The following is a 14,694-nucleotide window of genomic DNA, read 5'->3' as shown; positions in this document are numbered from 1 at the left end:
CCATGCCGCAGTTCAATGCCAGTTCCGCCCTCCTGTTCAAGCGCTTTGTTGAAGCCGGCGTCACGTCCCCTGATGAGTTGGCCAATGTGATGGGCAACGCGTCGGTGGAAACCGGCAGCTTCACCACCATGAACGAGCGGCTCGGCTACCGTAGCGTCGAGCAGGTTGTCGGCGCGGTAAAGAGTGCCGGCACGAGAAACACCCGGGAGGAAATCCAGGCCGCCATCGACAGCCGTGACCCGGAACAGATGGCCCACATCCTCTACGACAACCGGAGTGACCTGGGAAACACCAACCCCGGAGACGGTTGGGCTTTCCACGGGCGCGGCTACTTCCAGTACACGGGCCGCGACAACTACGAGCACTTCGGCCAAAAGTTCGGGGTGGACCTCAAGAATCATCCGGAACTCGCCGCCAACCCGGAAACAGCGGCAACGCTTGCCATCGCCTACTGGAAAGACAGGGTGCCCGAAGCTGACCGCACGGACGCCTATGCGGCCGGCGTCGCCATCAACGGCGGGGACAATGGCGCGGATGAGCGTGTTGACCGCTCCAAGCAGTGGGCCACCCTCATTACCCCCGAGCTCATACAGGGGGTCAAAGACGGTTCCATCTCGCTCGAACAGCTGCAAACGATCGGTAACACTCCCCAGAAGAGTGCGCACCACGGACACGGAACAAGCCTTCGCCTGCACGACCGGTCGGACGCCGTCGGCACCCTCCAAACCCAGCTTGGCGCGCTCGGCTACACCGACGCTCACGGCCGCCCCCTCGCTGCCGACCACGCCTTCGGCCCCGGAACAGAGGCGGCGGTACGGCAATTCCAGAAGGACCATCAGCTCACCCCGGACGGGATCGCCGGACCGGCCACCCTCGCCGCCCTCCAGGCAGCCAAGACCCAGACTGACGCGCCTGCCGCCCCCAGCCTCCTCGATGCCCGTCATCCGGCCCACGGCATGTATGAGCAGGCCCACGCTTGCGTGGCACGAATTGATGAGCAGCAGGGCCGTACGCCGGGCCCCATGACCCAGAACTTCGCAGGCGCTCTGACGTCTGCCGCGACAGCAGCCGGGTTCCATCGTGTCGACCACGTCGTCTTGAACGACGATGCAAGCAGGGGCTGGGCTGTGCAGGGCGACCTCAATTCGCCTTTCAAGCGATACACCGAGGTCAATGTGATGCAGGCCATCCAGACTCCACTCGCACAGAGCAGTCAGGAAGCGGCCGTGCTTGTGCAACACGGTGCCCAGCAACAGGCACAGCAGCAACAGCAGCAAGCGCAGCAGCAGGATCAGGCGCAGCAGGCAGGCGGACCTGCTATGGGACGATAAGAGAACGGGCGGAGCCACGCTCCGCCTTTTCAGGGGCTCGCCGATGAGATTCGAGAACAGCACCTGTTATCACTGCGATGCGGCCGCGACCGGAAAAGAGCACGTTCCTCCCCGGAGCCTGTTTCCTCCCGGAAAAGACTGGAACAGATTGATGACCGTCCCGTCGTGCCGGTTACATAACAATGCAACCTCCCCCGCCGATGACTATCTGAAATTCCTTTTGGGTGCGATTTCCCCAAACGCGCCTGATGCCATCAGGTCGAGCGCCGCGAGGGCGGCCGTCCGGATGGCTGAAAAAAAGAGCAGGACTCTTCCGCGCTATGGCTTCTCACTTCACGGCGAAGCGCTGAAGTTCGAAGAAGCGTTTCCACTCGACATCGAACTTCTAGCCATATCTTTAAAAAAAATAGCAACTGCGCTGTATTTTCGCCATCACAATGGTCGACGGAAGCTCTTGGCGACGTTGTTTGCTTGCCCGCTCTTCATTCCTGTCGACCAATCCAACGACCCTCATTTCATTGACGCATTCGACACCGTGCGAAAGCGGACCACATCAGACTTCGACACACACGGAAAGTACGGCGACCACCAGGAAGTCTTTGCCTATCAAGTCCTCGAAAGTCCGGACGCTGTGTTCGTCAACATGGAGTTTTACGGTAAAGAGCGGGCGTCGGTGCTGGGGCTCTGGCATCCCTGGCCATAGAGAAGAACTTTGCGCGATACTGCTGGAGTGACAGAAGGCAGGCTTAAACAGCACCCTTCTCTTCATTCTCTTCAGCCACTATCGACTTGATGGCATCACTCAACACTGCCCGCCGGTAACTTGCCCGGGAAATGGCATACCGGCCAATGGCGGCCGCCACCAAAATAAAGAGGAACATGGCCAGGAGAATTTCAAAGCCGCCCAAGTCCAGGTTGGAACCGGGCTTTGAATCCATTAAAAACTTTGCCGCGCCGGCCACTGCACCAAGGGTTGTGAGGGTGACGACGCCAGTCCCGAATAGCGAGCCCAGGAAACCCGGAAGCCCCGCCGGCCGGCTCTCGTAAAACCGGTCAACCGCTCGCAGAACGGGCAAAGGGTGTTCCCGGAGTGACTGGATTTGTCCCCACCTGTGCTCGTATTCGCCGCCGACATGGTGTGCTCTGTCGTCATGCCGTTTCTGGTATCGGGCGAAATACAGAGCAGGATAGGCACACAAGCAAAGTGCGGAAAAAATCGTGGAAGTATTGACCAGCATGTTACCTGCACGCAGCCAGCCCACAGGGGACGAGTTGCTTATCCACAACGCCAACATACAGGCAAAGGCAACGACGACTCCACCCACGCCAACGATGAGGCCAGTCCAGATAAATGCCGCTGTTCGCCGCTCGAATGATGTGCTGTTCTCCATCGCATTGTAGGGCTGGAAGTTCTCTACCTTCCGGATGACCTCTCCCTCACCCCCCGAGCGATTCAGACTCTCCCCGGAGACGGGTGCGTTCCGCGTCAGGGAGAGGGAACTTTCGCCATCATTGGCAAAGGCTTGTTCATTCATTACCTCCTCCTCGTTTCTGACGACATAAGCCAAACCAGGTCACGCAGCGTGCTGGTACCGGACTTCTCCAACACCGCCCGCACCTGACTTCTCACCGTGCTGATTTTGACCCCTCGACCCTCTGCATGCTGGGCAGGGCTGGTGCCGGCGGCCAAGGCACGCAGGAGAGCTTCCTCAGCCGGCGTCAGACTCCACGCCCGGGCGAGCCCGGCCAGCGTCGACGCAGCCACCTTGGTCGGCGCCGCAACCGTCAGAACCACACTGGCCCGATGATGAACACCGTCACCGCCACCAAGGCTGCCCACAAGCTTTCCGAGGAAGTGTGCCTCCCCCCCCGGGCGGCGGGGCAAGGGCGACAGGGTCAGGGCCAAGGCGTGCCCCCTCCGGTGGACAATGAGGCTGACGGGGCGGCGGGTCAGTGCAACGGTCCGCACGTACGCGTCGACCACTGACCCGTCCTGGCTCCCCGAGAGGCCAAGGTTGACCCGGCCCATCTGGTCGCCCAAGAGACGGACAGCAGCGGGGTTGGCATGAAGCACCCTTCCCTCCTTGTCGAGGAAGACCACGCCCTTGGTCAGGACGTCAATACCAGCCTGGTTGCCGGCGGCAGCTTCCCTGAGCCAATCGGCCCGCACCATCATTTTCATCCAGCGGGCAAGGTGAAACATCACCCCGCCCAGAGCATCCCGTTTTGTCCCCTCGAAGCGGGACCGGCCGACCAGATGATTGAAAGCGATGTGGACGTTCCGGCCACCTTCGCGAAAGATGTTCCCGCCTGCGACGTAGCGCGGGCCATGCGGGATGAGGAAGTCCTGATAAAACTCACTGGCCGAGACATACCGGTCATCGAGTTCGTCGTGACAGGCGACGACGATGCCTGTAGGCGACTTCAGGCCCATCTTTCGTCTCGGGTCGATGAACTGGTAGTGGGACAGGTACGCGGCCTCGGCTCCCTGGATATGGTTGCCGGTCACAAGGCTCATCAACACCTCATTTCTCGACTCGTCCCAGCCAACAAGATGCACACCGTCGCAATCGAGAAACGTGTTGATGCGGGCAATCACCTCGGGCACGTCACCTGGGGAAAGCACGGACTCGTAGAGATCCGCGAGCAAAACGTCCCGTATGCCTGCCCGCTCCCGCCATCCCTGCCTCATCCCTGCCCCCGTGTCATCCACACTTTTGTGGATGAGCAACCTAGTCGCTGTCACTACGCTTTGGCAAGCACATCGGACAACGACCGGGAATTTTCATGGGTCCAATTTCCAAAGCAGGGCTTTGCGTCCTGCTCGCCATTGCCTCGCCCGCCTTCGCCGCCGACCACCGCCTGACCGTCGTCAACAATGGCAGCACCCCGGTGACGTCGCTTGCCTACTCCCCACCCGGCAGTAACCGCTGGTTCGCGATGGGAGGTGGGCCCATTCCAGCAGGGGAATCCGGCAAGGCGGTCATCGCCATGCCGCCGTCTGCCTGCGTATTCGACTTCCGCGTCCGGTACCACGGAGCACCCGAGCAGCTCATCCGGGGCTGGAATGTGTGCCGCACCCCGACCTTGCACGTCGGGCAGAAGGGTCAGCCGGCTCAGTAACCCGCACGCGCCAGCCGGCGCTCGAGTTCGCGACCGAACCGGCCCAGATCCGACCCGCAGGCGTGGAGCCAACGGCGAAGCTGGAGGGCGTCGAGCCTGAGGTTGCCACGCTCAACGGATGAGACGTACTGCTGGGAGATGCCCGCCGCCTCTGCCAAATCCTTCTGGGTTACCCCGGCCTTCCGCCGCACCTCGAACAGCAATTCGAGGAAGTAGGGGTACTCGTCGGCATGGATGGTTTTGCTAACCCTTGGCATGTGACCGCTTCACGAATGGGTGAAGCGACGCTAAACAACAACATGGGATACTCCATCTTGTTGTATTTTTCGATCTAAGATTCGCCACTCAATGGCACAGGGGACTGGAATGAAATTCGCACTCGGCCTTCTCACCGCGCTCCTCGCCCTGCCGTCCATGGCCCAGGATGCCCCGGCACCTGCCGCCACGACTGCGAAGCCGTCGTTCTGGCACCGGCTCGGGGATGCGGCCCGGGACACCGGTCACCGCATCGGGCAGGAGATCCAAAACCCCGGCTCAGGACGGGGGGACGCATTCCGGCCACTCTCGCCCGGTGCCAACGAGCTCATCGGCATTTTTCCGGCGGAGCAGTCCGGCGAGGCCCAACTTGGACACCTTGCCTGGCCGCGCGTGGCGCTGACCATGGAGGAGTACGGCGAGCATCTCGATTGCTGGACCATCCGTGCGCGCGTCTGGCCGGATGCAACGAACCACCATGACGAGCGCTTCCAGATTTGTCGCTCGTCGCCGGTGAAGGCAACGAATGACCTCGGCCAGAGCGGCTATTCAATGCCCAACGACATGGAGGCACGGCTCGCGCAGGGCGCGCAGACCTTTCCGCCCGTGACGTCGACGGGGACGGTGGCGACGGAAGGTCCGAACCCGCCGCGCCTTCTCTTCATCCGCTCGATTCCCGAGCCGCTGGTCTGGGCCCAGTGGCCGGTCATCACGCGCCTTCTCCATGTCACCGGCTTCGGCGCAAACATCGGCGGTGGTGGACGGGACTACCGAATGTGGATTGCTGGCTACAACCCGTCCGGCAACAGGGGCTGAGCGCCGGTCTCATTCCGGCCCTCGCTTCGACAACGTTTCTTCCATCGTCAGAGGGACTCCACGATGCACCCTTACTTCGTCTACGCCGCATGGGGCGCTGCTGCACTGTTTGTGGTGTTTGCCGTCATTCTCTGGCGCCAGCATGTCACGCTGCCGAACCGCCCCGTCTTCAAAGGCAAGACGGTCCATGCATGGCTCGATACCAGTGCTGGAGCCCTTCATCTCCAGCGCGAGAAAGATTTGTGTGTTCTCGCCATTCCCTTCGGTCACCTCGCCATGGCCTTCAACGCCCAGTCCATCGTCGAATCGCGGCAGATTCATCACGGGGGTGGTGGGGGCAAGCTCTCCGCAACGACCATCGGCGGCTTGACCACCGGCACGTACATTCCCCCGTCCGATACCTGGACCCAGACGGTCTACGAGAAGCGGTCCACCGGGTTGACCAACGTCAAACTGTCATCGATTGAAGTGCCCGCCTCCCTGCACCGCCTCTGGTGCAAAGAGGACCAGAAGGGTACGGCCCGCACCGTGCTTGAGGTCACCCTTGAACAGGGTGAAGCAGAAGCCTTCTCGCGCTGGCTCTGGCGTCACGCAAAACTCCTCCGGCCGGATATTGACGGCCTTCGGAAGGCCTGGGACACGACCTGTCAGGGGTGGCTTGCCGCCTGCCGTCGCCAGCGTCAGGCGTCCGGCAAACCGGCTGTGGAAGCGCACTGGTTCTCCAGCGAAGGCATCCGCTACCTCGCCGTCGAGGAGGATGGAAGTATTCATGCCGCACGCGGGGAGGCACCGTTGCTGACCGGTGTCGACGGGCTGGTGGGCTGGGGAAACCAGCACCTTGTCGTCTACAAGGGTGGGCGGGACGAGATGCGCTTTCCCCTCTTCGACATCGACATCCGCCGCCTCCAGACCCTCGTGCGGAAAGGCAAGCTCCGCCTCATCTGAGATGTTCTAATCCACCCTCGCCCTTGGGCGGGAACCGGGCGGTGCAGGGTGCGACGGCGGCCCCGACTTGCCCTCGCTCTCATCGTTTCCCGCCTTGCCCGGGGATGCCGCAGGTTTGGCGGGGGCATCCATGCAGGCTTTCAGGTGCGCGCGCTGCGCGTCATCGACGATGCCCGTCAGATGCGTGAGCACACGGGGGTCGTTGCTGGCCAGCGCACGGATGGAAAACCGGAGCCGGGCGCGGGATTCGATGAGTTGGTCCTCCCGCGCTTCCCATTCCTCTTTTGTTCTTACAATCTGCCGCTGCAGCCGGTGGACTGCCACCTTCAGTTCCCGGACGTGTTCCTTTGAGCGCTCAAACTCCTTCGTTTTCTCTGCGCGGGCAAGCACAGCGGCCTGGAGCCGCCCACGGACAAACAGCACAAATCCCTTCTGTGTTTTGAGTTGCTGGAGTTCGTCGCTCGTCTTGCTCCGCCGCCGTCTTGCTTCATCAAGCAAGTAGCGGTGCTCAAGCATGTGCGCCTGCAGCCGCGCTTCACTCGATTCGAGATTCAAGCGACCGGACTCAAGGTCGGTGATGTCGCGAAGTGCGTCCTCGACCTCGATCGACAGATCCATCGACTGCTCGAAATCCCGCAGCTCCAAGATGTCCATGCCGCGAGGGGCTTCTTTGCGCAAGCGTGTGACCAGTGGATAGCGCGCCGGGTCAACCGGTGACGCCGGCAGGACGGGGACGGTTGGCGCCGCACTGCGATGCATGCGCTTGCCTACCCGGGAAAGGGACCGACGCCGGTCGAGGTCGATGGCCTGTTCGGCCGGAGTGTCCTCTCCGTCTCTGGCACGCCCACCCACCCGCGCGGCAGCTGGCAGCGCGGCCAGTGGCGATGCGGCGGGTGGCGAGGGGACAGGCGGCGGAGTGGGCAAATTGCCGAGCCGCATGACTTCCGAGGTTAGCGTTCGGACGAAGTCCTTGGCGAGAAAGTGGTTCATCACCATGGGTAGGCGCCCGCCAAAGCCGGAGCCAATCCCCGACCGGTTGAGCACACCGTCGGGGGAGTCCGGACCGGCAAGCGCCCGGGTCGGGAAACACAGCCGCACCTGCCGCCTCCCCTCATCGCCCCGCATCAACCACGGACCGCTGCCGGGCAGGACTGTCACGCTCACCGGCACCCGGAGCTCGTCGGCCACGAAGCGGGCAACCGCCGCGCCAAACCGCACCGCCTCCTCGTCTGTCAGCGCCGTCGGCACCGGCGCCCGCGCTTCGAAGAGCACCGGGGCGGGCCCTGCCCGCTCGGTCCACTCGACCCGGTTCCACAATTCCGCAGTCGTCGACGCCCACGGTGGCGCGTCGGCCGGCGCAAGGGTCTGCACGGTATGGCGGAGGCCCTCCGCCGGCCGGTGGTCGTGCGTGATGCCGTTCCGGGCTGACATCAGCAAGGTTCGCAGACGTGTTGCTGCAAGGCCCACGGCAGAGTCGGTGTCAGGCCTGCGATGCAATTCAAGTTCGATGTCGAAATCCATTTCCGCCCCCTTCAAAGCCGCTTGGCGGTGTGTCGGAAGGGAGCTTCCGAGCGACTCAGTGGTACGGCGTTGTCGAGGACAACCCCGAGCTTTCCGGCAGCAGCCTCGACCTCGAGCTTTTGTGCGTCGGACAGCTCCGGGCCGATGACGCGAAGCACGTGGGGGAAGTCCAGCCGGTAGGGCGTCATGGTTTCAATGAGCTGGTCGACGTGCCGGGCCGACCGTTGGGCATGGGCGTCGAGCTGCCGTTCCAACCCGGCCACGGCACCCTTGCGGCGATCGACAACGTCACGGGCACGACGGGAACGCCCGGCGGCATCCGCCTGACGGGTCACCAGCGTGCCGTGACCGCTGCTCAGAGACCGAAACTCCGCACGCAATGCACTCGCCCGAAGCCACTGGTCGAGCCTGGCGTTGGCCTTTCTCACCTCACTGTCGAGCACCCGCTGCTTGTCCATGGCATCTTCAAACTTCATGCGCTCGCGCATGAGGCGCATCCGGAAATCCGCGTCGGTCTGACGGGCCCGCTCCATATAAAACAGCATCGCGTCGAGGATGTCGGCAAGAAGCATGGCGCGCTCCAGCGCCGCATGGTCCGCATCCGTCTTCGGTGAGCCACCAGCTCGCCGCATGGCTTCCGACAAGCGCAGGTGGTGGTCGATGCGCACAGTACGGCCGGCGACGAACGACACGCGGCTGAGGAGTGGTGCGTGACCTTCGATGCCCTTCCCGGCGCGCGCACTGGCGCGGCGTACGGCGCGCTCGGCGTTGGCACCCTCATGACTCCGTCTTTTGGCAAGCCGCGATGCGAGAGCACCGGTGTGGAAGTCGATGGCGATGCTCGCAGGCGAGGAACCTGCAGGGCGCCCAGTGCCCGCTGCAGGGCGTGCAGCGCCTGCAATGGCCTTGCCCTGCACGCCCTGCAGCACGTGCAACGGTCCGGAGGCAGCACGTGCCGCCCGATGGGGATTGCCCTGGCTGCTGCCCTGGTTGCGCCGCCAGTTGTTCGTCTTCCCGAACCGCCGCGCTCGCTCAGGCCTTGGCGTCTTGTCGAGGCCGAGGCGCACGTAGCTCTTTGAAGCATAGATGGCCGGCATACCGGACCACTCGGCATAGCGGTTGGCGAGCACCGCCCATTTGTCGTTCATGGCCTCAACGAGGGCCCCTGAGGTCGACTTGTTTGCAAGCTCGGAGAGCTTCGCGCCGAGCCTCCATGTCGCACCCTCCCCGCTCCCCTCGCGTTCCAGACGACGGGTTGGGAAATACAGGTGTGCATGGAAACCGACCTTGTCTGCCGGCTTGGCGTTGCCATCGAGATCTACCGCATTGTCGCGGTGTACTCCAATGGACACCGGCACGTTGAAGCGGGAGACGATGTAGCGCGCCATGGCAATGCTCATGGCCACAGCACCCTTCTCGTCGATGCCAAGGGGAATGGGAATCCGGTAATCGCGGGCGAGCTGGGAGTTCGTGCGGAGTTCCTGTTTTTCGACCGCGTTCCAGAGTTGCGCGGGGTCGGACAGCCAGGCGGGGGCACGGGGCGGCGCAATGGTCTGTGCATGGACGACAGCAGTGCCGGCTCGTTTGCTGTAGTCGTGCCATTTGCCGGCATGCTCATCGAAGAGCGTGAGGCCAAGACGGTAAGCAACGCCGGCAACGGCGCTGTGCTTCGACGATCGGTGATGCGTGTGGATATGGGGGCGTGCGTGTTCGGGCATTGGACATCCTTGTGGGGGTAATCGAGCCCTCATGGCTCGAAGGAGGCAGCAGGCGGCAAGTTGTCGCGCGGCTGCCCTATACACCTACCGCCGAATTTGCATACGTCAAGGGGTTTTTCTGACTTTCTTTCGTTACTGCACGGCAGTAACGCGGCTGGTACAGCAACTGGTCAAATGGTGACCAGAATGCCTGTGCAGCGCCTGGAAACCTAGGATAGGCGTGACATCGCAAGATCCTGGAGGATCGGACGAGGTGCCCAGATTACGACGTTGCCTGCCGGTTGCCCGACCTTCGTCACTTCACCGCGCTCTGCAGCTCGCATGCGATACCCACTAGGCCTGCAGAGCCTCTGCAGAACCGCTCCATAGACCCATCGCGGTCCAGCGGGGCGGGCGTTGGCGGTAGGCCGTTTCCCGATGGGCTCCTGGACATCGGGGGCTTCTGCAGGAGCGCAGCGGATGCCTTGCAAGCGGAGCTTGCTAAGACGTGCTCTCCATTTTTTTTGAAGGCAGCCGACGCCAATCCGAACCGCAGGGTCAGCCCACCGCGCCTTTCGCCTGCAGGTCCACGAGGAACGGTGAGGCGACACGCGAATACATCAGGTGCACCTCGTGCCTTGCACGGGTCACGCCGACGTAGAACAAACGCCTGTCCTCGGCGATGCCCTTGTCATCAGCAAGGTAGTGGGGAAAGGCACCATCCTCGACGCCCACCATGATGACCGCATTGAACTCGAGCCCCTTGGCACTATGGAGCGTCGTGAGATAAAGGCGGTCGGGGTCACGTCCTTGCATGGCGAGGGTCTGGACGGTGAAGTATGCGAGCGAGTTGCCATCTCGGCCTGCTTCGAGCAGGTCATCAACGGCCTTCGCCTCGTCGACGAGGTCTGTCCGTTCGGCGAGCGCATCCGTGAGAAAGAGCTTTCGCATGCCGGCCACCCAGGTCCGCAGGAGCATCTCCGGCCGACGGCCCTTGAAGATGAAACCGAGAAACTTCCGGTGCAGCGCCTGGCCTGCTGACGAATCCGCCGACAACCCCATCAGACGGAGCAGCGCGACCGAGAGATCATGAATGCTGGTATCCGAACGACCAAGTGGCGTGACGCACCAGCGGGCAACTGCCCCCATCCAGTCGAGTAGCCGGGTGCGACGAATAGGTGAGCCGTTGTCATATCGCGAATACGCCATTCCACGCTCATCGGCGCCAGAAGCAATCAGGCTTCCTTCCCTGAAGCTGCGGTAGACAAACGCAATGTCGCCAAGGGTCCAGCCCTCATGTCCCGCCAGCATCGTCGGGACAAGGTGATCGAGTGCGCTGGCCACCTGGGCGGCGACGTTCGGGGGTGTTGCATGGACCGAGACGCGGCCGGCGCCATCAGCCGCACGGGCGGGCCGCCCAAGCACCACGCTGGACGCATTGATGATGGCCGGAGCGCAGCGGTAGTTCTTCTTGAGATAGACCTTTTCAACACCCGGGAGCCCGGCGAGCTCAAGGAGCAGTTCGGGGCGCGCGCCCGTAAACCCAAAGATGGCCTGGTCCGGGTCGCCGACCGCGATGACGCGGACGCCGGCTTGCTGCATCAGCGTCGTGACCATGCGGTGGAGCGACACGCCGAGGTCCTGGTATTCGTCGACGACCAGAATGGGAAATTTGGCACGCACAACCTTTCGCACCCATTCGAATCCTTCGACGAGCTGCAAGCCGGCCAGCACCATGCCGTCGAAGTCGATGAGGCACGCCGCCCGCAGGCGGCGTTCGTACTCGTCAACAAATCGGCGTTCCTCGCTCTGGTTGTTCAACCACTCGGCCGACATTCGATCCGGCGTCCCCATGCGAAGCGCAGAGGCCTTGGTCTCCAACCAGCCTGGTATCACGCCGCCACCACGGACGGCCAGGTAGGCGTCGTTCGTGAGTTGTCGGCGTTGTCCGGCCGAAGCGACCACGAGAGGATCGGGCACCGCGACACCAGCAAGGTTGGCGAAGGGAATAATGAGTTCTGTCAGGCAAAAACCGTGGACGGTCGCGATTTCCACCCGTTTGTCATCGGCGACCCCGAGCTTCCTGAGGCGCGAGCGGATTTCATTTACGCACCCGTTCGAATAGGTCACGAAGGCTATCCGACGGGGGAACTTCACTTCCTCGTCCAGCAGCCGCGCGACCTTCATGGCGAGGGTCTGCGTCTTGCCACTCCCCGGACCGGCGAGGATGACGCAGTCGCCCGTCGAGTCGAATGCCTGGGACTGCCCCTCGTTCTCCCGGATGTCGACCACCGAGTCGCGCCAGCCCATCAGTCTTGCTCCAGCAGCCCGACGAGGTGGTCAAAGGCCTTGGTGATATAGGCGGGAATGGCCGGTGGCGGGGATTTGAGGAGCAACGCAGCTAAACGCTGTGCCACTCGTCCCTTGCCGATTGACTCGATGTCCTTGAGAAACCGTTCCGGATTGAATTTGTCAGGGGATGCGGCCCACAGATTAAACCGCGCCTTCATAGCCTTGTTGGTGGTCAGCACGGAGACAGCGTCCCGGAAGTACGTGTGCATCCCACACCTGAAAAGGTCGACTTCGAAGGTATAGCTGTTGAGAAACACTCCGTGCGCGGGGGCTGCTGCAACGACGCTGTAGAAATCCTTGGCCTCGAATGCGTCCGCATCCATGACTTGAGCCATGATCTGGTCGACGACACGGTAGAGACCATACCCGTCGGTCGCCACCGGGTCGTAGGCTTCAACATCCTCAGAGCTCGCGCCCGACCCAATTGGGTCAAAATCGGTCAACAGCGAAAACGGCATGTCCAGTCCCACCTCACCGATGAGCTTAAGGTAAGGGACGAAGTTCGTACCGGACACGGAACAGACCGTGACGCCCATCGCGTCGAGGTCCAGGGCCGGCTCGTGCAGCGCTGCGAGGGTCGGGACCAGGAACTTCTCTGCATCGCCCTCCACAAGGAGAACCCCGCGCGAGAAAAAAAGCTCGCCACGGGTGACATCAAGGTAGCGCTCGAGGTCATCGCGGTCGGCGTCGTCAAGAGCGCTGCCGACCTTGTGCAGGCTCTTTCCAGTGGTCGAGCCGCCGACGGCGCGAAGCACGACGATGTCGGACACGGGCGCGACGCTTGCGACGTTCGGTGAGTGGGTGGTCAGAAGGATGCTTCGTGCCCGGTTCACGTCTCCGGCGCCGTCCTTCGTTCTTAGGTAGGTGCGGTAGATGAGCCGCTGCAGGTGGGGGTGGAGATGAGCCTCGGGCTCTTCGATGGCGAGCAAGGTGTGCTGCCTGACTCCTTCGTCCGCCAGGGCCTGCATCTCAAGGTGCTTTAGGGCAAGGTAGAGCACATTGGCCGAGCCGAGGCTCGCCTCGGCCACGCCACGGCGGTTGCCGTCAATCATCAGCTGCAAGGCGCGTACGAGGCGCGTGCCCTCCGTCGGTGAGAAACCAAGGCTGGTATCCACCGCATGGGAGGGACCGACCATGGCCTTGAGCTGGTCGTTGACGCTGTCGACAACAGTCTCCAAGGGATCGATATCGGTGATGGCCGCTGTCGCTTTGTCGATGTCATCCGCGATGGCCTTCAACACCTTCTCGTCAATGGTGGCCGCAGCGCGGTCGAGAAGTGGTCGCAGGGGTGAGCGCGACCAGCGTGCAAGGTCGCCTTCCGCATCCCTGAGCGCGGGAAAGAGGTCCATGGGAATTGCGCGGCGCACATCGTGGCCCACATGCAGCAAAGGAACGCGCTCTTCGCCACCGAAGACGACAAAGTCATAATCGGCGTCCGTCCTCGGTGGACCGGCGAGGTCTTCGCGTGGCGCGAACCGGTAGGTCACCCGGGCGACAAGAGGGTCGGTGGAGACAAGGCAGCGCTCGAGCGCAGCAATCAACGGCTCGCTTTCGTCAAAATCCGTGAGCTCGACCGCAATGGTGATTTGCGCATCCGCTGGCAGCGGTCGCCGCAGACCATCCGGGAAGTCCTCGAGGCGCAGCTGCCGCGCTGAATCGGGCAGCGCTGGGTCAAACACGAGACGCAAGGCATACAGGAGGTTCGATTTGCCGACACGGTTCTCGCCGAGAATGATGGCGTTGGCCCCCACGTCCACCGAAAAGTCGACAAAGTTGCGGAAATTGGTGATGGAAATCTTGCTGATGCGCATGCGCCGTTCCTGTTCCCTGTTTCGCGCGGATCTTACCCTCTGGCGCTGCGCCAGTTGTATGGGATTATCTGAACCGCTGTCCGCGCGTGATGCTCCCCGCACTATCGGTGAAAAAAAACCGCGCACGATACGAGCCCTCCTTGCCCTTCAGCAATCCCCTTTCGTGTGATTTTCCATCCGGATCGCACCGCATTCGATGCACATTTTCGGCGATGTAATGCTCGCCATCATATGGTGTAATCTCTCGCGCGCCGGGGCATGCAGGGGGCATGTTCCGGGCACACAGGGGAACACGGATGGCGATGGAGCGGATCCTGCTGTTGAGTGGCGCGATGGGTGCGGGAAAGACGGCTGTTGCCGCAATGCTGGAAAGCGGTGGCGGCTTCCAGCGACTGAGCACCAGCGGATATCTCCGGCAATACGGGGCAGGCCTGGGGCCCGAGGGCCAGCGCCAGCAACTGCAGGACCTTGGCGACAGGCTCGACCTTGAAACCGACTACCGCTGGGTGGTCGACGATGTCGCCCTGCCCTCCTTTGCCCGGTGGCCGGACGCCGCGCACTGGCTGCTTGACGCCGCACGCAAGCCACGCCAGGTCACGCACTTTCGGGCGCAGTTCGGGCCGATGGTACGTCACGTCCACCTCACCGCCCCGGACGGCGTTCTCCGTGAGCGGTACACGCAGCGGAGCGAGCCGGCAGATACACCGTACGACAAGGCCATCAGGCACCCGAATGAGGTGGCCGCACGGGGCCTCCTTGGGGAAGCGGACCATGTCTTTGACACCAGCACGATGTCAACGGACCAGGTGGTCGCCCGCATCCAGACGATGTGGGAGTGCTGAG

13 protein-coding genes are annotated in these 14,694 nt (G+C 62.7%); 6 read left to right on the top strand and 7 right to left on the bottom strand.

Features of this window, described 5'->3' with window-relative positions; translation table 11 throughout:
* Nucleotides 1-2 precede the first annotated feature (2 nt).
* Together JNG39_RS03870 and JNG39_RS03865 are read left to right on the top strand one after the other, a co-directional pair.
* Nucleotides 3-1,331 carry an XVIPCD domain-containing protein gene (locus JNG39_RS03870; RefSeq protein WP_368309785.1) on the top strand — a complete coding sequence of 443 codons (1,329 nt, stop codon included), beginning with the start codon at nucleotides 3-5 and terminating at the stop codon, nucleotides 1,329-1,331.
* Nucleotides 1,332-1,374: 43 nt separating this feature from the next.
* A complete protein-coding gene (locus JNG39_RS03865; protein ID WP_368309784.1) occupies nucleotides 1,375-2,034 on the top strand; it encodes a hypothetical protein in 660 nt (219 codons plus the stop codon).
* 43 nt (nucleotides 2,035-2,077) lie between these two features.
* Here JNG39_RS03865 and JNG39_RS03860 read toward each other — a convergent pair whose 3' ends face one another.
* On the bottom strand, nucleotides 2,078-2,866 hold the full coding sequence (locus tag JNG39_RS03860; protein ID WP_368309783.1) for a hypothetical protein: 789 nt from the start codon (nucleotides 2,864-2,866) through the stop codon (nucleotides 2,078-2,080).
* Complete coding sequence (locus JNG39_RS03855) at nucleotides 2,866-4,023, bottom strand: hypothetical protein (protein WP_368309782.1); 1,158 nt, start codon at nucleotides 4,021-4,023, stop codon at nucleotides 2,866-2,868. Before JNG39_RS03855 ends, JNG39_RS03860 begins: the two co-directional genes overlap by 1 nt.
* A gap of 95 nt (nucleotides 4,024-4,118) precedes the next feature.
* On the opposite strand from JNG39_RS03855, the gene JNG39_RS03850 reads away from it, so the two are divergent.
* Nucleotides 4,119-4,454, top strand: coding sequence for a hypothetical protein (locus tag JNG39_RS03850; protein ID WP_368309780.1), 336 nt, complete (start codon nucleotides 4,119-4,121; stop codon nucleotides 4,452-4,454).
* On the opposite strand, the gene JNG39_RS03845 is transcribed toward JNG39_RS03850, so the two are convergent.
* Nucleotides 4,448-4,711 (bottom strand): helix-turn-helix domain-containing protein, encoded by a 264-nt coding sequence (locus tag JNG39_RS03845; protein WP_368309778.1) that lies wholly within the window; start codon nucleotides 4,709-4,711, stop codon nucleotides 4,448-4,450. The genes JNG39_RS03850 and JNG39_RS03845 overlap by 7 nt on opposite strands.
* Nucleotides 4,712-4,820: 109 nt before the next feature.
* On the opposite strand from JNG39_RS03845, the gene JNG39_RS03840 reads away from it, so the two are divergent.
* Both JNG39_RS03840 and JNG39_RS03835 read left to right on the top strand, forming a co-directional pair.
* On the top strand, nucleotides 4,821-5,525 hold the full coding sequence (locus JNG39_RS03840) for a hypothetical protein (RefSeq protein ID WP_368309777.1): 705 nt from the start codon (nucleotides 4,821-4,823) through the stop codon (nucleotides 5,523-5,525).
* A gap of 63 nt (nucleotides 5,526-5,588) precedes the next feature.
* On the top strand, nucleotides 5,589-6,470 hold the full coding sequence (locus JNG39_RS03835; protein ID WP_368309775.1) for a hypothetical protein: 882 nt from the start codon (nucleotides 5,589-5,591) through the stop codon (nucleotides 6,468-6,470).
* A gap of 6 nt (nucleotides 6,471-6,476) precedes the next feature.
* On the opposite strand, the gene JNG39_RS03830 is transcribed toward JNG39_RS03835, so the two are convergent.
* From JNG39_RS03830 to JNG39_RS03815, 4 genes are all read right to left on the bottom strand, one after another.
* Nucleotides 6,477-7,991, bottom strand: a complete 1,515-nt coding sequence (locus JNG39_RS03830) for a MobA/MobL family protein (protein WP_368309774.1) — start codon at nucleotides 7,989-7,991, stop codon at nucleotides 6,477-6,479.
* Nucleotides 7,992-8,002: 11 nt separating this feature from the next.
* Nucleotides 8,003-9,709, bottom strand: coding sequence for a MobA/MobL family protein (locus JNG39_RS03825; protein ID WP_368309773.1), 1,707 nt, complete (start codon nucleotides 9,707-9,709; stop codon nucleotides 8,003-8,005).
* 537 nt (nucleotides 9,710-10,246) lie between these two features.
* On the bottom strand, nucleotides 10,247-11,998 hold the full coding sequence (locus JNG39_RS03820; RefSeq protein ID WP_368309772.1) for an ATP-dependent helicase: 1,752 nt from the start codon (nucleotides 11,996-11,998) through the stop codon (nucleotides 10,247-10,249).
* Complete coding sequence (locus tag JNG39_RS03815; RefSeq protein ID WP_368309771.1) at nucleotides 11,998-13,851, bottom strand: ATP-dependent endonuclease; 1,854 nt, start codon at nucleotides 13,849-13,851, stop codon at nucleotides 11,998-12,000. Before JNG39_RS03815 ends, JNG39_RS03820 begins: the two co-directional genes overlap by 1 nt.
* 302 nt (nucleotides 13,852-14,153) lie before the next feature.
* Between JNG39_RS03815 and JNG39_RS03810 the strand changes: the two genes are divergently transcribed.
* Nucleotides 14,154-14,693 (top strand): AAA family ATPase, encoded by a 540-nt coding sequence (locus JNG39_RS03810; protein WP_368309769.1) that lies wholly within the window; start codon nucleotides 14,154-14,156, stop codon nucleotides 14,691-14,693.
* Nucleotide 14,694 lies beyond the last annotated feature (1 nt).

Origin of the sequence: Luteibacter sp. CQ10 (genome assembly GCF_040900725.1) — a bacterium.
Classification (GTDB): Bacteria; Pseudomonadota; Gammaproteobacteria; order Xanthomonadales; family Rhodanobacteraceae; genus Luteibacter.
Note: the sequence above shows the minus strand (reverse complement) of the source record. Positions and strands in the feature narration are given on the sequence as shown.

Excerpts from the sequence above, each read along its gene's own strand:
- JNG39_RS03865 (WP_368309784.1), top strand. The coding sequence starts at position 1,375 with ATGAGATTCGAGAACAGCACCTGTTATCACTGCGATGCGGCCGCGACC.
- JNG39_RS03830 (WP_368309774.1), bottom strand. The coding sequence starts at position 7,991 with ATGGATTTCGACATCGAACTTGAATTGCATCGCAGGCCTGACACCGAC.
- JNG39_RS03845 (WP_368309778.1), bottom strand. The coding sequence starts at position 4,711 with ATGCCAAGGGTTAGCAAAACCATCCATGCCGACGAGTACCCCTACTTC.
- JNG39_RS03810 (WP_368309769.1), top strand. The coding sequence starts at position 14,154 with ATGGAGCGGATCCTGCTGTTGAGTGGCGCGATGGGTGCGGGAAAGACG.
- JNG39_RS03815 (WP_368309771.1), bottom strand. The coding sequence starts at position 13,851 with ATGCGCATCAGCAAGATTTCCATCACCAATTTCCGCAACTTTGTCGAC.
- JNG39_RS03820 (WP_368309772.1), bottom strand. The coding sequence starts at position 11,998 with ATGGGCTGGCGCGACTCGGTGGTCGACATCCGGGAGAACGAGGGGCAG.
- JNG39_RS03855 (WP_368309782.1), bottom strand. The coding sequence starts at position 4,023 with ATGAGGCAGGGATGGCGGGAGCGGGCAGGCATACGGGACGTTTTGCTC.
- JNG39_RS03825 (WP_368309773.1), bottom strand. The coding sequence starts at position 9,709 with ATGCCCGAACACGCACGCCCCCATATCCACACGCATCACCGATCGTCG.
- JNG39_RS03835 (WP_368309775.1), top strand. The coding sequence starts at position 5,589 with ATGCACCCTTACTTCGTCTACGCCGCATGGGGCGCTGCTGCACTGTTT.
- JNG39_RS03850 (WP_368309780.1), top strand. The coding sequence starts at position 4,119 with ATGGGTCCAATTTCCAAAGCAGGGCTTTGCGTCCTGCTCGCCATTGCC.
- JNG39_RS03870 (WP_368309785.1), top strand. The coding sequence starts at position 3 with ATGCCGCAGTTCAATGCCAGTTCCGCCCTCCTGTTCAAGCGCTTTGTT.
- JNG39_RS03840 (WP_368309777.1), top strand. The coding sequence starts at position 4,821 with ATGAAATTCGCACTCGGCCTTCTCACCGCGCTCCTCGCCCTGCCGTCC.
- JNG39_RS03860 (WP_368309783.1), bottom strand. The coding sequence starts at position 2,866 with ATGAATGAACAAGCCTTTGCCAATGATGGCGAAAGTTCCCTCTCCCTG.